The organism is Sphingobacterium sp. HSC-15S19, from assembly GCF_050433745.1.
Lineage (GTDB): Bacteria > Bacteroidota > Bacteroidia > Sphingobacteriales > Sphingobacteriaceae > Sphingobacterium > Sphingobacterium siyangense.
Map to the genome: position 1 here is coordinate 247,041 of NZ_JBNPWQ010000002.1, position 17,965 is coordinate 265,005.

32 protein-coding genes are annotated in these 17,965 nt (G+C 38.7%); 31 read left to right on the forward strand and 1 reads right to left on the reverse strand.

Features of this window, described 5'->3' with window-relative positions; genetic code table 11:
* The first annotated feature begins 155 nt into the window (after nucleotides 1-155).
* The 3 genes from L1283_RS02890 (at nucleotide 156) to L1283_RS02900 (ending at nucleotide 2,399) form a co-directional block, all read left to right on the forward strand.
* Entirely contained in the window at nucleotides 156-791 is a 636-nt protein-coding gene (locus L1283_RS02890) for a hypothetical protein (protein WP_088160087.1), read from the forward strand.
* Between the two features lie 158 nt (nucleotides 792-949).
* Nucleotides 950-1,303 (forward strand): DUF7674 family protein, encoded by a 354-nt coding sequence (locus L1283_RS02895; RefSeq protein ID WP_088160088.1) that lies wholly within the window; start codon nucleotides 950-952, stop codon nucleotides 1,301-1,303.
* Nucleotides 1,304-1,445: 142 nt separating this feature from the next.
* Nucleotides 1,446-2,399 carry a helix-turn-helix transcriptional regulator gene (locus tag L1283_RS02900; protein ID WP_075990871.1) on the forward strand — a complete coding sequence of 318 codons (954 nt, stop codon included), beginning with the start codon at nucleotides 1,446-1,448 and terminating at the stop codon, nucleotides 2,397-2,399.
* 338 nt (nucleotides 2,400-2,737) lie between these two features.
* Here the strand turns inward: L1283_RS02900 and L1283_RS02905 are convergent, their stop codons facing one another.
* Nucleotides 2,738-3,208 carry a DinB family protein gene (locus L1283_RS02905; RefSeq protein WP_088160089.1) on the reverse strand — a complete coding sequence of 157 codons (471 nt, stop codon included), beginning with the start codon at nucleotides 3,206-3,208 and terminating at the stop codon, nucleotides 2,738-2,740.
* 339 nt (nucleotides 3,209-3,547) lie between these two features.
* Between L1283_RS02905 and rplC the strand changes: the two genes are divergently transcribed.
* The 28 genes from rplC to L1283_RS03045 all read left to right on the forward strand — a co-directional run bounded on the left by rplC (nucleotide 3,548) and on the right by L1283_RS03045 (nucleotide 17,955).
* Nucleotides 3,548-4,165 carry a 50S ribosomal protein L3 gene (rplC, locus tag L1283_RS02910; protein WP_046674864.1) on the forward strand — a complete coding sequence of 206 codons (618 nt, stop codon included), beginning with the start codon at nucleotides 3,548-3,550 and terminating at the stop codon, nucleotides 4,163-4,165.
* Between the two features lie 5 nt (nucleotides 4,166-4,170).
* The gene (gene rplD, locus L1283_RS02915; protein ID WP_075990873.1) at nucleotides 4,171-4,800 is read left to right on the forward strand and encodes a 50S ribosomal protein L4; all 630 of its coding nucleotides are present in this window, start codon (nucleotides 4,171-4,173) and stop codon (nucleotides 4,798-4,800) included.
* Nucleotide 4,801: 1 nt separating this feature from the next.
* Nucleotides 4,802-5,092, forward strand: a complete 291-nt coding sequence (gene rplW / locus L1283_RS02920; RefSeq protein ID WP_075990874.1) for a 50S ribosomal protein L23 — start codon at nucleotides 4,802-4,804, stop codon at nucleotides 5,090-5,092.
* A 6-nt stretch (nucleotides 5,093-5,098) separates the two neighbouring features.
* Nucleotides 5,099-5,926: a 50S ribosomal protein L2 gene (rplB, locus tag L1283_RS02925; RefSeq protein ID WP_046674867.1), complete on the forward strand. Its 828-nt coding sequence runs from the start codon at nucleotides 5,099-5,101 to the stop codon at nucleotides 5,924-5,926.
* On the forward strand, nucleotides 5,926-6,192 hold the full coding sequence (gene rpsS / locus L1283_RS02930; protein WP_002997495.1) for a 30S ribosomal protein S19: 267 nt from the start codon (nucleotides 5,926-5,928) through the stop codon (nucleotides 6,190-6,192). Before rplB ends, rpsS begins: the two co-directional genes overlap by 1 nt.
* A 6-nt stretch (nucleotides 6,193-6,198) precedes the next feature.
* Entirely contained in the window at nucleotides 6,199-6,633 is a 435-nt protein-coding gene (gene rplV / locus L1283_RS02935; protein ID WP_070570408.1) for a 50S ribosomal protein L22, read from the forward strand.
* Nucleotides 6,634-6,644: 11 nt separating this feature from the next.
* Nucleotides 6,645-7,436: a 30S ribosomal protein S3 gene (gene rpsC, locus L1283_RS02940; protein WP_075990875.1), complete on the forward strand. Its 792-nt coding sequence runs from the start codon at nucleotides 6,645-6,647 to the stop codon at nucleotides 7,434-7,436.
* A gap of 59 nt (nucleotides 7,437-7,495) precedes the next feature.
* The gene (gene rplP, locus L1283_RS02945; protein WP_046674870.1) at nucleotides 7,496-7,918 is read left to right on the forward strand and encodes a 50S ribosomal protein L16; all 423 of its coding nucleotides are present in this window, start codon (nucleotides 7,496-7,498) and stop codon (nucleotides 7,916-7,918) included.
* 92 nt (nucleotides 7,919-8,010) lie between these two features.
* Nucleotides 8,011-8,229: a 50S ribosomal protein L29 gene (rpmC, locus tag L1283_RS02950; protein WP_046674871.1), complete on the forward strand. Its 219-nt coding sequence runs from the start codon at nucleotides 8,011-8,013 to the stop codon at nucleotides 8,227-8,229.
* A 14-nt stretch (nucleotides 8,230-8,243) separates the two neighbouring features.
* On the forward strand, nucleotides 8,244-8,498 hold the full coding sequence (rpsQ, locus tag L1283_RS02955) for a 30S ribosomal protein S17 (RefSeq protein ID WP_046674872.1): 255 nt from the start codon (nucleotides 8,244-8,246) through the stop codon (nucleotides 8,496-8,498).
* 1 nt (nucleotide 8,499) lies between these two features.
* Nucleotides 8,500-8,868 (forward strand): 50S ribosomal protein L14, encoded by a 369-nt coding sequence (rplN, locus tag L1283_RS02960; protein ID WP_046674873.1) that lies wholly within the window; start codon nucleotides 8,500-8,502, stop codon nucleotides 8,866-8,868.
* Between the two features lie 2 nt (nucleotides 8,869-8,870).
* Nucleotides 8,871-9,215: a 50S ribosomal protein L24 gene (rplX, locus tag L1283_RS02965; RefSeq protein ID WP_070570406.1), complete on the forward strand. Its 345-nt coding sequence runs from the start codon at nucleotides 8,871-8,873 to the stop codon at nucleotides 9,213-9,215.
* Nucleotides 9,215-9,784, forward strand: a complete 570-nt coding sequence (rplE, locus tag L1283_RS02970) for a 50S ribosomal protein L5 (RefSeq protein ID WP_046674875.1) — start codon at nucleotides 9,215-9,217, stop codon at nucleotides 9,782-9,784. The genes rplX and rplE overlap by 1 nt, the downstream gene beginning before the upstream one ends.
* Nucleotides 9,777-10,046, forward strand: a complete 270-nt coding sequence (rpsN, locus tag L1283_RS02975; RefSeq protein ID WP_028071569.1) for a 30S ribosomal protein S14 — start codon at nucleotides 9,777-9,779, stop codon at nucleotides 10,044-10,046. Before rplE ends, rpsN begins: the two co-directional genes overlap by 8 nt.
* A 139-nt stretch (nucleotides 10,047-10,185) precedes the next feature.
* Nucleotides 10,186-10,584, forward strand: a complete 399-nt coding sequence (gene rpsH / locus L1283_RS02980) for a 30S ribosomal protein S8 (protein ID WP_046674876.1) — start codon at nucleotides 10,186-10,188, stop codon at nucleotides 10,582-10,584.
* A gap of 21 nt (nucleotides 10,585-10,605) precedes the next feature.
* Nucleotides 10,606-11,160, forward strand: a complete 555-nt coding sequence (rplF, locus tag L1283_RS02985; protein ID WP_088160090.1) for a 50S ribosomal protein L6 — start codon at nucleotides 10,606-10,608, stop codon at nucleotides 11,158-11,160.
* Between the two features lie 5 nt (nucleotides 11,161-11,165).
* Nucleotides 11,166-11,519 carry a 50S ribosomal protein L18 gene (gene rplR, locus L1283_RS02990; protein ID WP_088160091.1) on the forward strand — a complete coding sequence of 118 codons (354 nt, stop codon included), beginning with the start codon at nucleotides 11,166-11,168 and terminating at the stop codon, nucleotides 11,517-11,519.
* A 12-nt stretch (nucleotides 11,520-11,531) separates the two neighbouring features.
* Nucleotides 11,532-12,050: a 30S ribosomal protein S5 gene (rpsE, locus tag L1283_RS02995; protein ID WP_075990876.1), complete on the forward strand. Its 519-nt coding sequence runs from the start codon at nucleotides 11,532-11,534 to the stop codon at nucleotides 12,048-12,050.
* A 5-nt stretch (nucleotides 12,051-12,055) separates the two neighbouring features.
* Nucleotides 12,056-12,235 (forward strand): 50S ribosomal protein L30, encoded by a 180-nt coding sequence (gene rpmD, locus L1283_RS03000; protein WP_046674880.1) that lies wholly within the window; start codon nucleotides 12,056-12,058, stop codon nucleotides 12,233-12,235.
* A 119-nt stretch (nucleotides 12,236-12,354) separates the two neighbouring features.
* Nucleotides 12,355-12,801, forward strand: coding sequence for a 50S ribosomal protein L15 (gene rplO, locus L1283_RS03005; protein WP_070570400.1), 447 nt, complete (start codon nucleotides 12,355-12,357; stop codon nucleotides 12,799-12,801).
* Between the two features lie 3 nt (nucleotides 12,802-12,804).
* Nucleotides 12,805-14,142, forward strand: coding sequence for a preprotein translocase subunit SecY (secY, locus tag L1283_RS03010; protein ID WP_429625739.1), 1,338 nt, complete (start codon nucleotides 12,805-12,807; stop codon nucleotides 14,140-14,142).
* Nucleotides 14,143-14,151: 9 nt separating this feature from the next.
* Entirely contained in the window at nucleotides 14,152-14,934 is a 783-nt protein-coding gene (gene map, locus L1283_RS03015) for a type I methionyl aminopeptidase (protein ID WP_046674883.1), read from the forward strand.
* 74 nt (nucleotides 14,935-15,008) lie between these two features.
* A complete protein-coding gene (gene infA / locus L1283_RS03020; RefSeq protein WP_002997456.1) occupies nucleotides 15,009-15,227 on the forward strand; it encodes a translation initiation factor IF-1 in 219 nt (72 codons plus the stop codon).
* A 45-nt stretch (nucleotides 15,228-15,272) separates the two neighbouring features.
* On the forward strand, nucleotides 15,273-15,389 hold the full coding sequence (ykgO, locus tag L1283_RS03025) for a type B 50S ribosomal protein L36 (RefSeq protein WP_013665024.1): 117 nt from the start codon (nucleotides 15,273-15,275) through the stop codon (nucleotides 15,387-15,389).
* A gap of 30 nt (nucleotides 15,390-15,419) precedes the next feature.
* Nucleotides 15,420-15,797, forward strand: a complete 378-nt coding sequence (gene rpsM, locus L1283_RS03030) for a 30S ribosomal protein S13 (protein WP_046674884.1) — start codon at nucleotides 15,420-15,422, stop codon at nucleotides 15,795-15,797.
* A gap of 10 nt (nucleotides 15,798-15,807) precedes the next feature.
* The gene (gene rpsK / locus L1283_RS03035; protein WP_046674885.1) at nucleotides 15,808-16,197 is read left to right on the forward strand and encodes a 30S ribosomal protein S11; all 390 of its coding nucleotides are present in this window, start codon (nucleotides 15,808-15,810) and stop codon (nucleotides 16,195-16,197) included.
* Between the two features lie 60 nt (nucleotides 16,198-16,257).
* Nucleotides 16,258-16,866: a 30S ribosomal protein S4 gene (gene rpsD, locus L1283_RS03040; protein ID WP_046674886.1), complete on the forward strand. Its 609-nt coding sequence runs from the start codon at nucleotides 16,258-16,260 to the stop codon at nucleotides 16,864-16,866.
* A gap of 96 nt (nucleotides 16,867-16,962) precedes the next feature.
* The gene (locus L1283_RS03045) at nucleotides 16,963-17,955 is read left to right on the forward strand and encodes a DNA-directed RNA polymerase subunit alpha (protein WP_046674887.1); all 993 of its coding nucleotides are present in this window, start codon (nucleotides 16,963-16,965) and stop codon (nucleotides 17,953-17,955) included.
* Nucleotides 17,956-17,965: the final 10 nt, after the last annotated feature.

The window sequence follows — 17,965 nt, forward strand, 5'->3', positions numbered from 1 at the left end:
GGGGGTTAGCAGGGGGTTAACAGGGGTAATACCCCTGTTAACCCCCTGCTAACCCCTAGTAAAAATAGTGTTACTCCTCTTTTAATAGGGAATTTGGTGTTATCTTGGTAATAATTTATATACCAATTAATTATAAACAAAAGGAGAGAAACTTTATGGCAATTTTACAAAATGGTCCGAACGGCCCTATTGTTGGGAAATTTGGTTCGGTGAATGCTTACCTATTGAATGGCCAAAATATCATACGCGGCGGTAAAAGAAAACGAACGTCTCCGCCTAGCGAGGCCGAGCTATTAAATAGAGAAAAACAGAAAATTGCAGGTAAGTTTGCCGCATGGAATAAAAGAATTCTTGAGTTTGGCTATCAGTCTCTAGCGAAAAAGGGAAGTCGTGTAGGTGCTTTCCAATTGGCACAGCGCCACATTTTTAAAGAAACTCTTGAATTAGATGAAGAGAATAAGCCTTTTGTTAACCTTGAAAAGCTATTGCTGTTTTCGGGTCCGCTTACCCCATTAGCCAACTGTCAAGTAAGCTTGGATGGCGACCAGATTGATCTTAGCTGGACTGTAGATGATCAGTATAAAAGTAGCATATATAAAATCAATCTGGGATTGATAAGCTTAGATGCCGAGTCGCATCTAAGAACCTCTATTGCCAATGTCAATCAGGGCACCTGCTCGTTGCAATTTGAGGAGATAAGCAGAAAAACAGGTGATCTCCATGTTTATGTTGGTGTGTGGGATACACTGGAGGGAGACTTCTCGAATTCCATCTATTGTGGGGTTATATAGTTGTTTTCGACGGAATCCATAAGCTGGCTTAGAAAGATGTTATGTGCAAAGATAAGATTAGTGGCAAGGCTTTATAATTTAAAGCTTTGCCATTTTTGAGATTATTCAACTTAAATAGAGCTAGAAGAGATATGAATAATATGTTTTGATATTGTGCTATGAAAAATAAAGATTTATTTATCGCCGATTTGATTAGGATATTTCCAAATTTAGAAGAAGAAATTCTGGATGAAGATTATAGTTTTTCTATTACTTTACAAATGGGAAGTCTTAAACGGTATATTCAGAAAGCTATAGATGATGACAACTCAGATCTATTTGATGCTGTGGTAGCTTTTCTTAACGAAAATTTGCCTTTGGTTGATAAGAAGGTACAGAATACAATTTTTATTAGCTTTTTAGAGAAATTAGACTTCTCAGGTACACCCAAATTTAAACAGAAGCTAGTTGGAACCTTAAGAAGAGCTCATGGTTACTGGAAGTTACACGATCGGAAAAAAATACCTGGTTAAATTAAGATTGGACTATGGATATGAATTTAGAATATGATAGTTGTAATTGTAGTTTTCGAATAGCGAATTATCATTATGTTTGAGAGCTAACTTTGCACTTTAAAGCTTAAATCGGTGTATTTTTTGTTGTACTTTTATCCCAATGACCGATATTCAAAAGAGATTCGACCGCATACTTGCTATTTATATGCATCTACAGGCTAAACCTGTGGTCACTGCTGCTGCTTTGGCAGAACGCTATGAAGTAAGTCCGCGTACGATTTATCGTGATATCAGATCCCTGATGCAAGCAGGGATTCCGATTTACGGTGAAGCGGGAAGCGGTTATTCTTTGGTGGAGGGATATAAAATGCCACCTCTGCAATTTACCCGAGAGGAGGCATTGAGTTTTGTGGCAGCGGAGAAACTGGTGGAAAAGTATACAGATCGGAATCTTGCGCATCATTTTACAACAGCATTGCTAAAAATGAAAGCCATATTACGGGGTAACGAAAAAGAACAGGTAGCCTTAGTTGGGGATAACTTTCTGGTGCGCGGTGGGCGTCATCAATTCAATGAGAAGCTAACCCATGGCACCAATATACTGATCGAAAGCATCGCTGCTAAAAAATGTGTGGAAATCTATTATTCCAAACCTTCGGATAAAACTCCAGAAAGGCGTGAAATCGAAGCTGTGGGTATTTTTGTGGAGAGCAAGTTTTGGTATGTCCTCGCTTTTTGTAGATTACGACAAGATTACAGGCAATTCCGTTTGGACAGAATAAACAATATTAGAATACTTGCCGAAGATTTTGGAAAAGAGCATCCCGAGTTATCTTTCTTTCTGAATAAACGTCATGACGTTCCCACGACAAAAGTCGTTGTGCAAGTAGATAAGGATATGGCCCGCTATATGGAATGGGATCGTCACTATTTTGGTTTCCAAAAGGAAACTGTCACCGATAATTATGTAGAGATGCATTTCGAATGCATTAATATGGAGAACGGCTTTGCGCGCTGGTATCTGATGTTTGCTGATAAAGGAACAATTATTGAACCCGAATCGTTAAAAGAGGTCGTAAAGCGTCTGCTTTCATCGGCTTTGGAACAAATCTAAAAGATACTATCCATAACCTAATTTACAGTAGTTTTTTGAGCAACTGCGGATGCAGAGATTCGATATGCCTTCGGTATCTGTTCGAGCCTGCTTCGTGTCAGAGTCAGCTTGTATCCGTGGTGAGTCTGACATGAGTCCGTGGTGACTCCGAGTTAAACTCGGAGTCACCACGGTTGTACTTCTTTCTCACCCCGCATTTATGTGCGATAGGGCACGAATCAGACCAGAAAGAGGGGCGAATAGAAATCGAAGGATGCTCAAATAGTGGGAATAACACGGACTCAAGATCGGCGCAATGGATAATCGGTGCGAGTATGAGTTTTTGAGGAGGTGACTAACTACCCTCTTTCCCAAAAAAATGGAGGTTCTATACCAAGTAATCTTAGATAAACAAATCCTTGGCCACGGTGGTGGATTTCATTATCGATAAAATAAAGGATGCTGTGAATGACTGGCGATTTGTACTGGCCGAATAGGTTGAATTCTTCGGCAAAGCGTTCTTCTGGAATTTGATTGAACAATTCACTGATCTGAGGAGTAGCTTCATCCCAGGCCTGAAGCAATTGTGCTTTGGTCGAATAACTGAGATTCTCATTGAGTTCGCCGCTCTTGTTGGTGACAATTTCTTGGAGACCTGGCGCAGCAATACCTAATAGCTCCTTAATCATATCTGCAAAAGTGCGCATGCCTTCTACTTTGTAATTGAACAATCCTTCTTCTGGAAATTTTTCAATAGTCTGTCTTGTCAGGTTTCTGTGGCCTAACCAATGCTGAAGTAGCTCGCTTTTGGAAATGATTTCTGTTTTCATGATTCTCGTATTTTAAAGTTTTTATAGTAAGCAATACATCGCCTTCTGCGTTGTACGATAGTTCAAAATTAGGGTGATCTGTGACAACTGTATGGCAGCAGAAATAAATGCAAGTAATTTTATTTTTCTGGAGGTGATTTAATCGGAGCGGAGAGCTGGATAGGTATTATTCGGAAATTTGACGCGGATAAAGAAAAGATCTAGAAAATAAAAAAAATAATTCACTAATTATTTGACAGTTATAAAAATGTTTGTAACTTTGCAGTCCCTTAATGGGAATAGTATGTCTTGAGCGAAGCCCTACTGCTTCGAAGGACTTTTAATTAATTAATTTACAACATGTCAGGTATTATTGGAAAAAAAGTAGGAATGACGAGCCTGTTTAACGCTGATGGGAAAAATATTCCTTGTACAGTGATTCAGGCCGGGCCGTGCGTGGTTACGCAGATACGTACGGAAGAAAAGGATGGCTACTCGGCAATTCAACTTGGTTTCGACGAAGCTAAGGAGAAAAACACGACAGCTCCTTTGAAAGGGCACTTTGCGAAAGCAAACACAACGCCTAAGCGTAAGTTGGTAGAGTTTAAAACTTTCCCAGATGCAAAACAACTTGGTGACGTAGTTGACGTTACTCTTTTTGAAGAAGGTGAGTACGTAGATGTAGTCGGTACTTCAAAAGGTAAAGGTTTCCAAGGTGTAATGAAACGTCATGGATTTGGTGGTGTAGGTGGTGCGACTCACGGTCAGCACAACAGATTACGTGCTCCAGGTTCATTAGGTGCTTCATCATGGCCTTCACGCGTATTCAAAGGTATGCGCATGGCTGGTCGTACAGGTGGTGACAGAGTTAAAGTTCAAAACTTACAGGTGTTGAAAGTTTACGCTGAGCAAAACCTTATCGTTGTTAGTGGTTCCATTCCAGGAGCTAAAGGTTCTTATGTAATCGTAGACAAATAGTAGAGATGGAAGTTAAAGTTTTAAATTTATCAGGTAAAGAAACAGGTGCCAAGGTGCAACTTCCTGAGTCGGTATTTGGGTTAGAGCCTAACGATCATGCGATCTATTTGGATGTGAAACAATACTTAGCGAACCAACGCCAAGGAACTCACAAATCTAAACAACGTAACGAAATCGCGGGTTCTACTCGTAAATTACACAAACAAAAAGGTACTGGTGGTGCTCGTGCGGGTTCTATCAAATCTCCATTGTTTAATGGTGGTGGTCGTGTATTCGGTCCTCAACCTCGTGACTACTCGTTCAAATTGAACAAAAAATTGAAACAAGTAGCACGTAAATCAGCATTGTCTTACAAAGCAAAAGATAATAACATTGTGGTATTGGATGAAGTAAAATTCGATGCTATCAAAACTAAAAACTATGTTGCTTTAATCAATGCGTTGAATGTAGCTGATGAGAAAACATTGTTGGTATTGCCAGCTTACGATGAAATTGTTTATAAATCAAGCAGAAACTTGAAAAAAGCAAAAGTTATTGTTGCATCTGATTTAAATACATATGATGTATTGAACGCAACAAAATTATTGTTGACTACAGATTCTGTTAAATCTTTGGAGGAAGCATTAGCTAAGTAATATGGAAATTATTAAAAAACCTATCTTGACTGAGAAAGCTTCTATGTTAACGGAGAAATTAAACCGTTACGCTTTCAAAGTAGATCACAGAGCAAACAAAATCCAGATTAAAGCAGCTGTTGAGGCTATGTTTGGTGTTACAGTTCTTGCTGTAAACACTGCAGTAGTAGCTGGTAAAGCAAAAAGCCGTTACACAAAAGCAGGTTTCGTATCTGGTAGAGCTCCTAAGTATAAAAAGGCTGTCATTACTATTAAAGACGGCGAAACTATTGACTTTTACAGTACTATATAATAAAAAATGGCAGTTAAAAGATTCAAACCGGTAACCCCTGGTACTCGTTTTAGAGTAGGCGCTGACTACTCTGATGTTACTACAAACGTTCCTGAAAAATCGTTAGTAGTAAAAATCAACAAGAAATCAGGCGGTCGTAATAACTCCGGTAAAATGACTATGCGTTATCTCGGTGGGGGACATAAAAAAGTATACCGATTAATTGATTTCAAACGCGATAAAAAAGATATCCCTGCAAAAGTAGCTACTATCGAGTACGATCCAAACCGTACTGCTCGTATTGCCTTGTTGCATTACGCTGATGGTGAAAAACGTTACATCCTTGCTCCAGCTGGTTTAGTAGTTGGTCAAACTGTAATCGCAGGTGATAAAGTTGCCCCAGAAGTTGGTAATACATTACCATTAGCAAACATTCCATTGGGTTCTATCATCCACAACATTGAATTAAATCCTGGTCAAGGTGGTTCAATTGCTCGTTCGGCTGGTACTTATGCTCAATTGTCTGCTCGTGATGGTAAATATGCCATCATCAAATTGCCTTCGAGCGAAACACGTATGATCTTATTGACTTGTGTTGCTACAATTGGTTCAGTATCGAACCATGAAAGATCTAACCAAGTGTTAGGTAAAGCAGGTCGCAAACGTTGGTTAGGTCGTCGTCCAAGAGTTCGTGGTGTTGCGATGAACCCAGTAGATCACCCTATGGGTGGTGGTGAAGGCCGTACTTCAGGAGGTCACCCACGCTCACGTACAGGTGTATTAGCTAAAGGCTTCAAAACACGTTACAAGAAGAAAACATCGAATCGTTACATCATTGAGAGAAGGAAAAAATAATGGCTCGTTCAATTAAAAAAGGTCCTTATATCGATCACAACTTAGAAAGAAAAGTTCTTTCTATGAATGAAACTAACAAAAAGTCAGTTATCAAAACATGGTCTCGTAGATCAATGATTTCACCTGATTTTGTTGGCCATACCTTCGCAGTGCACAACGGGAATAAATTTATCCCTGTTTATGTAACAGAGAATATGGTAGGTCACAAGCTTGGTGAATTCGCGCCTACGCGTACATTCAGAGGCCACGCAGAAAAGAAAAAATAATAGGTAATGGAAGCAACAAAAAAACTTAAAAAGTCTGTCTTAATTAGACAACGCAAAGAGCAAGAGAAAGCTCAAAAAGGAGGAGCTTCGGATGCCAAATTATTGAACTGCCCTACTTCGCCTCGTAAGATGCGTTTAGTGGTAGACTTAATTCGCGGTCAACGTGTTGAAAATGCATTATACATTTTGAAACACTCAAGTAAAGAAGCTGCTGCTCGTGTAGAAAAATTATTATTATCTGCAATCAAAAACTGGGAAGCCAAAAACGAAGGTAAATCAGTGGAAGAAAGCGAACTAATTGTAAAAGAAGTATCAGTAGGTGGCGGTCGTCAATTGAAAAGATTGCGTCCAGCTCCTCAAGGTCGCGGATACAGAGTTCGTAAACGTTCAAATCACGTTACGTTGGTAGTTGATAGCAAATTAAACGTTGAACAAAACTAATTTATTGAGAAATGGGACAAAAAGCAAATCCAATAGGTAGCAGATTAGGAATCATCAAAGGTTGGGATTCTAACTGGTTCGGAGGTAAAAACTATTCCGATAAATTAGTTGAAGACGAAAAAATCAGAAAATATCTTTCTGTTCGTATTGCAAAAGGTGGTGTAGCTAAAGTTGTTATCGAAAGAACTTTAAAACGTATCACTGTTACAATTCACACTGCTCGTCCAGGTATCGTTATCGGTAAAGGTGGTCAAGAAGTTGACAAGATCAAAGAAGAGTTGAAAAAACTGACTAAAAAGGATGTTCAAATCAACATTTTCGAGATCAAACGCCCTGAGTTAGATGCTAAGTTAGTAGCTGAAGGTGTCGCTAAACAATTAGAGGCACGTATTTCATTCCGTCGTGCAATGAAAACTTCAATCGCTTCTACCATGCGTATGGGTGCAGAAGGTATCAAAATCATGTGTTCTGGTCGTTTAGGTGGTGCTGAAATGGCGCGTACTGAACAATACAAAGAAGGAAGAACTCCTTTACACACATTGCGTGCTGATATCGACTACGCTTTAGCTGAAGCATTGACTACATACGGTAAAATCGGTATCAAAGTTTGGATCTGTAAAGGTGAGGTTTACGGTAAACGTGACTTATCTCCAAACATTGGTCAAGCATCTGGTGTAAAATCACGTGGCAACCACGAAGGTGGTGGCGAGCGTCGTGACAACCGTAACAACAAAGGTGGTCGCGGTGGAAACAACCGTGGTGGAAACCGTGGTGGAAACAACCGTGGTCCGAAAAAAGATTAATAGTTATTTAGATTACAACAAAAACCTGCTGAAAAAGCAGATTTAAAAAGTATACGAACATGTTACAGCCAAAAAGAACGAAGTTCAGAAAGATGCAGAAAGGCCGCATGAAAGGTAACGCTTCTCGTGGAGCGGAGTTAGCTTTCGGTTCTTTCGGTATCAAAACAATGGAGCAAGCATGGATCACTAGTCGTCAAATCGAGGCAGCTCGTATTGCGGTTACACGTTATATGAAACGTGAAGGTCAAGTTTGGATTCGTATTTTCCCTGACAAACCTGTTACGAAAAAACCTGCAGAGGTACGTATGGGTAAAGGTAAGGGTGCTCCAGAATACTGGGTAGCAGTAGTACGCCCAGGCCGTATGTTATTTGAAGCAGAAGGTGTGCCTTTGGAAATTGCCAAAGAAGCTTTACGCCTTGCAGCGCAAAAACTTCCGGTTCAAACTAAGTTTGTGATTCGTAGAGACTACGTTGAAGCATAAAAATCTTGGTAATGTCATCATTTAAGCGTTAGGGCCGTTACCCCTAACGCTATATATAAAGCGATGATAACCCAAATAACAACTGAAAAAACATGAAAAATTCAGAAATTTTAGAATTATCTAATGAGGACTTAAAAGCTCGTCTTGTAGAAGAGAAAACAGCCCTTACAAAATTGAAATTTGCACATGCTGTTTCAGCTATTGAGAACCCTAACGTGATCAAAGCAGCACGCAAAACTATCGCTCGTATCAGTACAGAGATCAGTGCACGCAAAGCTGCAGCTAAAAATGAAACAGCCTCTGAGGCGTAAAATTTAAAGTCGAAATGGAAAGAAATTTAAGAAAAACAAGAATCGGCTTAGTAGTTAGCAACAAGATGGACAAATCTATCGTGGTATCAGTGGAACGTAAAGTGAAACACCCGATCTATGGTAAGTTCGTTAAAAAAACTACTAAATTTAAAGCTCATGACGAAACTAATACCTGCGGTATCGGCGATACGGTATTAATCATGGAAACTCGTCCGCTGAGTAAAACAAAAAACTGGAGATTAGTAGAAATTATAGAAAGAGCTAAATAACATGGTACAACAAGAATCAAGACTTAATGTAGCTGACAATAGCGGTGCTAAACAAGTTTTAGTAATCCGTGTATTGGGCGGTACGCGCAAGCGTTATGCATCAATCGGAGATAAGATTGTTGTATCGGTGAAAAGCGCTATGCCTTCAGGAAACGTGAAAAAAGGTTCCGTTTCTAAAGCAGTAGTGGTTAGAACGAAAAAGGAAATCCGTCGTAAAGATGGTTCATATATCCGTTTCGATGACAACGCCGCTGTATTATTAAATAATAATGATGAACCACGTGGTACACGTATCTTTGGCCCTGTTGCCAGAGAGTTGCGTGAGAAACAGTTCATGAAAATTGTATCATTAGCACCGGAGGTTTTATAATTATGGCACAGAAAACAAAAACAACTACGCACAAAATCAAAATTAAAAAAGGTGATTTAGTGAAAGTTATCGCTGGTAACTCTAAAGGTGTTCAAGGAAAAGTATTAACTGTTTTAGTGGATAAAAATAGAGCTATCGTTGAGGGCGCTAACATCGTAAAAAAACACACTAAACCAAGTGCAGCTAATCCTAATGGTGGTATCATTGAGAAAGAAGCTGGTATTCACATCTCTAATTTAGCTGTTATCGATCCTAAAACAGGTGCAACTACACGTGTAGGTCGTAAGTTAAATGCAGATGGTAAATTAGTTCGTTACGCTAAAAAATCAGGGGAGGAAATTAAATAATGACTTACGTACCAAGATTAAAAGTGAAATATGCGGAAGAAATCCGTAAAGCACTTCAAGAAAAATTTCAGTATAAAAGTATTATGCAGGTTCCTAAACTTGAGAAAATCGTTGTTTCACAAGGCGTAGGAGCTGCAACAGCTGACAAAAAATTAATCGATAACGCTATCGCTGAGTTGACTTTAATCACAGGTCAACAAGCCGTTGCTACAAAATCGAAAAAAGATATTTCAAACTTTAAATTACGTAAAGGTATGCCTGTAGGGGCACGTGTTACTTTACGTGACAACAATATGTTTGAATTCTTGGATCGTTTGGTAGCAGTATCGCTTCCACGTATTCGTGACTTCCGCGGTATCAACGATAAAGGTTTCGACGGACGTGGTAACTATAACTTAGGTATCACTGAGCAAATCATTTTCCCTGAGATCAACATTGATAAAATCAACAAGATCCAAGGTATGGATATCACTTTCGTGACTTCCGCTCAAAATGATGTTGAGGCTTTAGAATTGTTGAAACAATTCGGTTTACCATTTAAAAATCAAAATACTAATAACAATGGCTAAAGAAGGATTAAAAGCACGCGAAGTAAAACGCGCTAAATTGGTAGCTAAATATGCGGCAAAACGTGCAGAATTAAAAGCTGCTGGCGATTACGTTGCATTAGATAAATTACCTAAAAATGCTTCTCCAGTACGTTTACACAATCGTTGTAAATTGACTGGCCGTCCTAAAGGATATATGCGTCAATTCGGTATCTCTCGTGTAACTTTCCGTGAGATGGCTTTAGATGGCAAAATCCCAGGGGTGAAAAAAGCTTCTTGGTAATTAAAAAAAAATACTTAATTTTGCCCGGGCAATTCAACTGAGGATTGCCGGGGTTTTTGCATTTTAAAATTGTTTAACAGATAGAAGGTCCCATACCAATGGTTGGGAGGGAAACCGCTGTCACAAATTTTCATATATAATGACTACAGATCCAATTGCGGATTACCTTACACGAGTAAGGAATGCCATCAAGGCCAACCACAGGGTTGTTGAAATTCCTGCATCGAACCTAAAAAAAGAGATCACTAAAGTTCTTTTTGATAAAGGTTACATTGCTAATTACAAATTCGATGAGAATGGCGTACAGGGTACGATCAAAATCGCATTGAAATATAATCCAATTAGCAAAATTCCGGCTATTCGTACGTTGACACGTGTGAGTAAACCTGGTTTAAGAAAGTATGCAAGCGTTGATACTATGCCTCGTGTTTTGAACGGTTTAGGTATTGCTATCTTGTCAACATCGAAAGGTGTAATGACAGATAAAGAAGCTAGACTTCAAAATGTTGGTGGTGAAGTTTTATGTTACGTTTATTAATCTAGGTAAAAGCACAAAGAAATGTCAAGAATTGGAAAAGCGCCTATCGCTATCCCTGCTGGGGTAACTGTTACTATTTCGGACAAAAACTTAGTTTCAGTAAAAGGTCCTAAAGGCGAATTAACACAACAAGTTGACCGTGACATCACGATTGCTCAAGAAGAGGGTAATATCGTTGTAACACGTCCAACTGATCAAAAGAAACACAAAGCATTACACGGTCTATACCGCTCCCTGTTGGCTAACATGGTTCACGGTGTGACTGAAGGTTACAAAACTACGCAAGAGTTAGTCGGTGTAGGTTACCGTGCTTCAAGTACTGGTAATGTATTAGAGTTAACTTTAGGTTTCTCTCACCAGATTGTTTTTGTATTGCCAAACGAGGTTAAAGTATCAACTACTGCTGACAAAGGTAAAAACCCTACAATCACTTTAGAGTGTGCTGACAAACAATTGATCGGTCAGGTAGCGGCTAAAATCCGTGGCTTCCGTAAACCAGAACCTTACAAAGGAAAAGGTGTTAAGTTTGCAGGTGAAGTATTGAGAAGAAAAGCAGGTAAATCAGCTAAAAAATAATAATCATGGCAGGACAAAAAGCATCTCGTAGAGAGAGAATCAAAAAAGGAATCAGAAAAAACCTTGCTGGAACGTCTGAACGTCCACGTTTATCGGTTTTTAGAAGTAACAAAGGTATCTATGCGCAAATCATTGATGACAATGCAGGTAAAACATTAGTTGCTGCATCTAGCTTGTCAAAAGAGTTTGTTGCATCTGGTAACAAGGTTGATCAATCTAAAGCTGTAGGTAAATTGGTGGCTGAAAAAGCAGTAGCAGCAGGTATTAATAAAGTAGTTTTTGACCGTAATGGGTACTTATACCATGGCCGTATCAAATCTTTGGCTGAAGGTGCTCGCGAAGGCGGTTTAGACTTTTAATCATAGAAAGAAATGGCATTAAGCAATATAAAAAGAGTAAAATCAAGCGAAATTGAATTAAAAGATCGCTTAGTAAGTATCCAACGTGTAGCTAAAGTTACTAAAGGTGGTCGTACTTTCAGCTTCTCTGCAATTGTTGTAGTAGGTGATGAAAACGGTATCGTAGGTTACGGTTTAGGTAAAGCTAAAGAGGTAACTGAAGCAATCACGAAAGGTATCGATGACGCAAAGAAAAATTTGGTAAAAGTTCCTATTATCAAAGGTACTGTTCCTCACGCGCAATATGGTAAATATTCTGGTGGTTCAGTTTTGATTAAACCAGCTGTAGGTGGTACGGGAGTTTTAGCAGGTGGTGCAATGCGTGCAGTATTGGAGTCTGCTGGTATCAAAGATGTATTGGCTAAATCATTAGGTTCTTCTAACCCACACAACGTGGTAAAAGCAACTGTAACTGCTTTAGCAGAAATGCGTGATGCGTATACAGTAGCACAACACCGCGGTGTCGATTTGAATAAAGTATTTAACGGTTAATTATCATGGCAAAAATCAAAATCACCCAGATAAAGAGCGTTATCGACAGAAGCGAGCGCCAAAAGAAAACTATTGAGGCATTGGGTTTGAAAAGAATCAACCACTCAGTAGAAGTTGAAGCTACTCCATCAATTATTGGAATGGTACGTAAAGTAAACCATTTAGTAGCTATCGAAACTATTTAATATTAGCATATGGAAGAGGTCTTTGGGCTTCTTCCATTACTTGTTATTAATAATCATTATTTTTTAATCGCTAGTACCTGTTTAGTGAGAGCGAAGGGCTAGCACAATTTAGTTTAAAAATGAACTTAAGTAATTTAAAACCTGCAAAAGGTGCAGTAAAAAGTAGCAAACGTATTGGCCGTGGTACTGGTTCTGGTCGTGGTGGTACTTCAACGCGTGGTCACAAAGGTGCTGGTTCTCGTTCAGGTCACTCTACGAAAATCGGTTTCGAAGGTGGTCAAATGCCTTTGCAACGTCGTGTGCCTAAATTTGGTTTCAAAAACATCAACCGTGTTGAGTACAATGGTGTAAACCTAGATACTTTACAAGCGTTGATCGAGAAACACAATTTAACAGCTGTAGATTTCGACGCATTGAAAGCTCATGGTTTAGTGTCTAAAAATGACAAAGTTAAAATCTTGGGTCGCGGTGAATTGAAAGCTAAAGTTGAAGTAACAGCGCACGCGTTTACTGCTTCTGCTCAAAAAGCTATTGAAGCTGCAGGCGGTTCTATCGTTAAAATTTAATAAATGAAGAAACTAATCACAACCTTAACCAATATTTGGAAAATCGATGATTTACGTACGCGTATTCTAAATACCTTACTTTTTCTTTTGATTTACCGTATTGGATGTCACGTGGTATTACCAGGTGTAAATCCTCATGCTTTGGCCTCTGGTCAAAAAGAGGGTTTATTGGGCTTACTGGATATGTTTGCGGGGGGATCTTTCTCTCGTTCGGCTATCTTTGCTTTAGGGGTAATGCCATATATCTCGGCATCCATTGTTGTTCAATTGCTGGGCATCGCGGTTCCTTACTTCCAAAAGATGCAGAAGGAAGGGGAAAGTGGTCGTCAAAAAATGAATCAAATTACTCGCTATTTAACTTTAGGGATTACTTTGCTTCAGGCTTTTGCTTATGTACGTACTCAAATCGAGCCAAGTGCTAAGACAATAGCTGACCCATTATTCACTATTCTAACTGCTATAGTTTTGACAGGCGGTACTTTATTTGTGATGTGGTTAGGGGAAAAAATTACTGATAAAGGTATCGGTAATGGTATTTCTTTGATCATCATGACTGGTATTATCGCTCAATTGCCAAGTGGTATCACTGCGGAATGGGTTTCTAGAATGGCGAAAGGTGGTGGTGGTCCAATTCCATTGTTGCTTGAATTTGTAGCTTTGTTCTTTGTTGTGATCTTTACGATCTTGATCGTACAAGGTGTTCGTAAGATCCCTGTACAATACGCGAAGAAAATCGTTGGAAACAAGCAAGTCGGTGGAGTACGTCAGTATATACCGTTAAAGGTAAATGCTGCAGGTGTAATGCCTATCATTTTTGCGCAGGCAATCATGTTTGTGCCAATGAGTTTAGGACAGTTCTTCCCAAATCTTCAGTCGGAATTTTTGACTTCGTTGAGTAACTATACGTCTGTAGCATATAACGTGACATTTGCGGTGTTAATTATCGCATTTACGTTTTTCTATACAGCGATTATGGTGAACCCACAACAGATGTCGGACGACATGAAGAAGAACGGAGGTTTTGTACCGGGTATTAAACCGGGATTGGAAACTAGTAATTTTATAGACCGCGTAATATCGAATATTACATTTCCAGGTGCAATTTTCTTAGCGATCATTGCTATTCTACCTGCTATTGCAAGTTTGTTTGGTATTAATAATCAATTTGCGCACTTCTACGGTGGTACGTCATTATTGATTTTAGTAGGTGTGGTGTTGGATACTTTGCAACAGATCGAATCTCATTTATTGATGCGTCATTACGATGGATTAATGAAAACAGGTCGTATTAAAGGTCGTTCGGCCGCGTCTGTTGAGGGAATGGATGATTCGGCAATTTAATTTCTTTAGATGTCTAAAGTATTTTATAAGTCAGCAGAAGATATAGAGCAATTGCGGAAGTCAGCAGATGTGCTTTCGCAATTGCTTGGTGAAATCGCAAAAGTGATTAAACCTGGGGTAAAGACTATATCTCTTGATAAATTAGCTTATGAGTATATTCATGATAACGGCGGGACGCCTGCGTTCTTAAATTATCAGGGATTTCCATATTCTTTGTGTATATCTGTCAACGATCAAATTGTACACGGCTTTCCAAGTGATTATGAAATTAAAGATGGAGATCTTGTTTCGGTCGATGGTGGTGTCAATCTGAACGGCTTTATCAGTGATTCCGCATACACCTTTGGTGTAGGTGAAATATCTGAGGAAGCACAGTTGTTATTGGATGTAACAAAGGAATCATTGTACAAAGGTGTTGAACAGGCGGTGGCTGGTAAACGTGTTGGGGATATTTCTTCAGCTGTTCAGGAGTATGTGAGCAAATTCGGATTCGGAATTGTTCGCGAGCTGGTTGGACACGGAGTTGGTTATCACTTACATGAAAAACCTGAGGTTCCTAATTATGGAAAACGAGGTGCTGGTCCTAAATTGGAAGAAGGTTTGGTTATTTGTATCGAACCGATGATCAATGCGGGGCGTGCGGGTGTTCGTTTTTGGGATGATGGTTGGACAGTAAGTACAGTGGATGGGAAATTATCGGCGCACTTCGAACAGATGGTTGCAATCCGAAAAGGAGAACCAGATGTGTTGCTGACATTCGAACATGTAGAGAAAGTTTTGAACAAAAAGTAGTTGGTTTTCAATTATTTTTATTTATCTTTGCACTCCTGTTCGCAGGCTTTTAAATTAAATTTAATCGAGAATATATGGCTAAACAAGCCTCAATAGAACAAGACGGTATAATTAGAGAGGCACTTTCTAATGCTATGTTTAGGGTAGAGTTGGAAAATGGACATGAAATCATTGCCCATATTTCTGGTAAAATGCGCATGCACTATATCAAAATTTTACCTGGTGATAAAGTTAAATTGGAAATGTCTCCGTATGATTTGACTAAAGGAAGGATTACTTATCGCTATAAATAGCTGTAAGCCCTTGTATTAGCGCAAGCTTTTGAAAAAATAAATATCATGAAAGTAAGAGCATCAATAAAAAAACGTAGCGCGGACTGTAAGATCATCCGTCGTAAAGGTAAAGTTTTTGTAATCAACAAAAAGAACCCAAAGTTTAAACAACGTCAGGGTTAATTCATTAAAAAAATAATAGCTTAATATTATATGGCAAGGATAGCAGGTATTGATTTACCTAAAAACAAAAGAGGTGTGATCGGCCTTACCTATATTTTTGGTATCGGTCGTACAAGAGCTGAATATATCTTGGAAAAAGCTGGTATCAGCGAAGATGTGAAGGTACAAGAGTGGAATGATGAGCAATTGGCAGCAATTCGTACCATCATTAACGACGAATTGAAAGTGGAAGGTGCATTGCGTTCTGAAATTCAATTAAACATCAAACGTTTAATGGATATCGGTTGTTACCGTGGATTGCGTCACCGTAAACACTTACCAGTTCGTGGTCAACGTACTAAAAACAACTCACGTACTCGTAAAGGTAAACGTAAGACAGTTGCAAACAAGAAAAAAGCTACTAAATAATAAATAAGAAATGGCTAAAACTAAAAAAGCTGCAAAAAAGCGTATCGTTGTTATCGAACCTGTAGGTCAGGCTCACATTAACGCAACGTTTAACAATATCATTGTAACTTTGACAAATAATCAAGGTCAAACTATTTCTTGGTCTAGTGCTGGTAAAATGGGTTTCCGTGGTTCTAAAAAGAACACTCCATACGCTGCTGGTCAAGCTGCACAAGACTGTGGAAAAGTTGCTCACGACTTGGGTTTACGTAAAGTTGAAGTGTTTGTTAAAGGACCTGGTGCTGGTCGTGAATCGGCAATCAGAACATTGCAAACAGTAGGAATCGATGTGACTACTATCAAAGATATCACTCCACTTCCTCACAACGGTTGTCGTCCTCCAAAACGCAGAAGAGTTTAATTAATTTAAAGATAAGATTCATCGGCTATAGGCTGATAGATACTTTAATTGTAAAAGAAAATGGCTAGATATACAGGACCTAAGTCCAAAATTGCCCGTAAATTTAGAGAGCCGATCTTCGGCCCAGATAAAGCGTTAGAAAAGAAAAATTACCCTCCTGGACAACATGGAGCTTCTAAACGCAGAGGTAAACAATCTGAATATGCTATTCAGTTGTTAGAAAAACAAAAAGCAAAATACACTTACGGTGTATTGGAGCGTCAGTTCTCAAACTTATTTGTTAAAGCTGCCTCTAAACAAGGTATTACAGGTGAGATCTTCTTGAAATTGTTAGAAGCTCGCTTGGATAACGTAGTTTACCGTTTAGGTATCGCTACTTCTCGTGCCGCTGCTCGTCAGTTGGTATCCCATAAACACGTTACTGTTAACGGCGAAGTTGTTAACATTCCATCATATAGCTTGCGTCCAGGTGACGTTGTAGCAGTTCGTGAACGTTCTCAAACACTTGAAGCCATCACAAATTCAGTTGCAGGTCGTACTGTAAACAAATTTTCTTGGTTAGAGTGGAATGCGAAAGAATTGACAGGTACTTTCTTAAGCTATCCAGAAAGAGCTGACATTCCTGAAAACATCAAAGAGAACTTAATCGTTGAGTTATACTCTAAATAATAAATAAAATAGAAGAATGCATAGTCCAATTTTTGGGGTATGCATCTTCTATTGTATTACAATTATTATTACAAATAAAACATTAAAAGAAAATAAATGGCAATTTTAGCATTTCAAAGACCGGATAAAGTTATCATGCAAAAATCTACGGATTTTGATGGTACGTTTGAATTTCGTCCATTGGAGCCTGGTTTTGGTGTAACCATTGGTAATGCTTTGCGCCGTATTCTATTGTCCTCTTTAGAAGGATATGCAATTACGTCGATAAGGTTTTCTGGCGTTTCGCACGAATTTTCAACGATCAAAGGTGTTGTTGAAGACGTAACTGAAATTATCTTGAACTTGAAACAAATTCGTTTCAAAAAAACAGGTGAGATTGGTGACAACGAAAAGGTATTTGTAGTAATCAATGGTCAAGAGCAATTCTTAGCTGGTGATATCACAAAATTCTCTAATAACTTTACGGTCTTAAACCCAGACATGGTAATCTGTAACATGGATAATTCAGTGACAATTGAATTGGAATTGAGTATTGCCAAAGGTCGTGGATACGTAAATGCTGATGAGAATAAAGTTGTTGATGCTCCAGTAGGTGTTATCGCAATCGATTCGATCTTTACTCCGATCAAGAATGTTAAATATACCATTGAGAATTACCGTGTAGAGCAAAAGACTGACTACGAGAAATTGTTGTTGGATATCTCTACTGATGGCTCAATTCACCCCGAAGAAGCTTTGAAAGAAGCTGCTAAGATCTTAATTCAACACTTTATTTTATTCTCTGATGAGAATATGCTTCTTGAGTCTCAAACGAAAGAAGAAACTAAAGTTGTTGATGAAGAAATCTTACATATGCGTAAGATCTTGAAAACAGAATTAGTAGATCTTGATCTTTCAGTTCGCGCATTGAACTGTTTGAAAGCTGCGGATATTCGCACATTGGCTGAGTTAGTAACTTATGACGTAGCTGATATGTTGAAATTCAGAAACTTCGGTAAAAAATCGTTAAGTGAAATCCAAGAATTGGTTAAATCGAAAGGTTTATCATTCGGAATGAACTTGGCAAAATACAAATTAGACGAAGAATAATAATTTATTA

What these genes read in the sequence shown, in the direction of transcription:
- L1283_RS02890 (WP_088160087.1), top strand. Translation starts at nt 156, where the DNA reads ATGGCAATTTTACAAAATGGTCCGAACGGCCCTATTGTTGGGAAATTT.
- L1283_RS02895 (WP_088160088.1), top strand. Translation starts at nt 950, where the DNA reads ATGAAAAATAAAGATTTATTTATCGCCGATTTGATTAGGATATTTCCA.
- L1283_RS02900 (WP_075990871.1), top strand. Translation starts at nt 1,446, where the DNA reads ATGACCGATATTCAAAAGAGATTCGACCGCATACTTGCTATTTATATG.
- L1283_RS02905 (WP_088160089.1), bottom strand. Translation starts at nt 3,208, where the DNA reads ATGAAAACAGAAATCATTTCCAAAAGCGAGCTACTTCAGCATTGGTTA.
- rplC (WP_046674864.1), top strand. Translation starts at nt 3,548, where the DNA reads ATGTCAGGTATTATTGGAAAAAAAGTAGGAATGACGAGCCTGTTTAAC.
- rplD (WP_075990873.1), top strand. Translation starts at nt 4,171, where the DNA reads ATGGAAGTTAAAGTTTTAAATTTATCAGGTAAAGAAACAGGTGCCAAG.
- rplW (WP_075990874.1), top strand. Translation starts at nt 4,802, where the DNA reads ATGGAAATTATTAAAAAACCTATCTTGACTGAGAAAGCTTCTATGTTA.
- rplB (WP_046674867.1), top strand. Translation starts at nt 5,099, where the DNA reads ATGGCAGTTAAAAGATTCAAACCGGTAACCCCTGGTACTCGTTTTAGA.
- rpsS (WP_002997495.1), top strand. Translation starts at nt 5,926, where the DNA reads ATGGCTCGTTCAATTAAAAAAGGTCCTTATATCGATCACAACTTAGAA.
- rplV (WP_070570408.1), top strand. Translation starts at nt 6,199, where the DNA reads ATGGAAGCAACAAAAAAACTTAAAAAGTCTGTCTTAATTAGACAACGC.
- rpsC (WP_075990875.1), top strand. Translation starts at nt 6,645, where the DNA reads ATGGGACAAAAAGCAAATCCAATAGGTAGCAGATTAGGAATCATCAAA.
- rplP (WP_046674870.1), top strand. Translation starts at nt 7,496, where the DNA reads ATGTTACAGCCAAAAAGAACGAAGTTCAGAAAGATGCAGAAAGGCCGC.
- rpmC (WP_046674871.1), top strand. Translation starts at nt 8,011, where the DNA reads ATGAAAAATTCAGAAATTTTAGAATTATCTAATGAGGACTTAAAAGCT.
- rpsQ (WP_046674872.1), top strand. Translation starts at nt 8,244, where the DNA reads ATGGAAAGAAATTTAAGAAAAACAAGAATCGGCTTAGTAGTTAGCAAC.
- rplN (WP_046674873.1), top strand. Translation starts at nt 8,500, where the DNA reads ATGGTACAACAAGAATCAAGACTTAATGTAGCTGACAATAGCGGTGCT.
- rplX (WP_070570406.1), top strand. Translation starts at nt 8,871, where the DNA reads ATGGCACAGAAAACAAAAACAACTACGCACAAAATCAAAATTAAAAAA.
- rplE (WP_046674875.1), top strand. Translation starts at nt 9,215, where the DNA reads ATGACTTACGTACCAAGATTAAAAGTGAAATATGCGGAAGAAATCCGT.
- rpsN (WP_028071569.1), top strand. Translation starts at nt 9,777, where the DNA reads ATGGCTAAAGAAGGATTAAAAGCACGCGAAGTAAAACGCGCTAAATTG.
- rpsH (WP_046674876.1), top strand. Translation starts at nt 10,186, where the DNA reads ATGACTACAGATCCAATTGCGGATTACCTTACACGAGTAAGGAATGCC.
- rplF (WP_088160090.1), top strand. Translation starts at nt 10,606, where the DNA reads ATGTCAAGAATTGGAAAAGCGCCTATCGCTATCCCTGCTGGGGTAACT.
- rplR (WP_088160091.1), top strand. Translation starts at nt 11,166, where the DNA reads ATGGCAGGACAAAAAGCATCTCGTAGAGAGAGAATCAAAAAAGGAATC.
- rpsE (WP_075990876.1), top strand. Translation starts at nt 11,532, where the DNA reads ATGGCATTAAGCAATATAAAAAGAGTAAAATCAAGCGAAATTGAATTA.
- rpmD (WP_046674880.1), top strand. Translation starts at nt 12,056, where the DNA reads ATGGCAAAAATCAAAATCACCCAGATAAAGAGCGTTATCGACAGAAGC.
- rplO (WP_070570400.1), top strand. Translation starts at nt 12,355, where the DNA reads ATGAACTTAAGTAATTTAAAACCTGCAAAAGGTGCAGTAAAAAGTAGC.
- secY (WP_429625739.1), top strand. Translation starts at nt 12,805, where the DNA reads ATGAAGAAACTAATCACAACCTTAACCAATATTTGGAAAATCGATGAT.
- map (WP_046674883.1), top strand. Translation starts at nt 14,152, where the DNA reads ATGTCTAAAGTATTTTATAAGTCAGCAGAAGATATAGAGCAATTGCGG.
- infA (WP_002997456.1), top strand. Translation starts at nt 15,009, where the DNA reads ATGGCTAAACAAGCCTCAATAGAACAAGACGGTATAATTAGAGAGGCA.
- ykgO (WP_013665024.1), top strand. Translation starts at nt 15,273, where the DNA reads ATGAAAGTAAGAGCATCAATAAAAAAACGTAGCGCGGACTGTAAGATC.
- rpsM (WP_046674884.1), top strand. Translation starts at nt 15,420, where the DNA reads ATGGCAAGGATAGCAGGTATTGATTTACCTAAAAACAAAAGAGGTGTG.
- rpsK (WP_046674885.1), top strand. Translation starts at nt 15,808, where the DNA reads ATGGCTAAAACTAAAAAAGCTGCAAAAAAGCGTATCGTTGTTATCGAA.
- rpsD (WP_046674886.1), top strand. Translation starts at nt 16,258, where the DNA reads ATGGCTAGATATACAGGACCTAAGTCCAAAATTGCCCGTAAATTTAGA.
- L1283_RS03045 (WP_046674887.1), top strand. Translation starts at nt 16,963, where the DNA reads ATGGCAATTTTAGCATTTCAAAGACCGGATAAAGTTATCATGCAAAAA.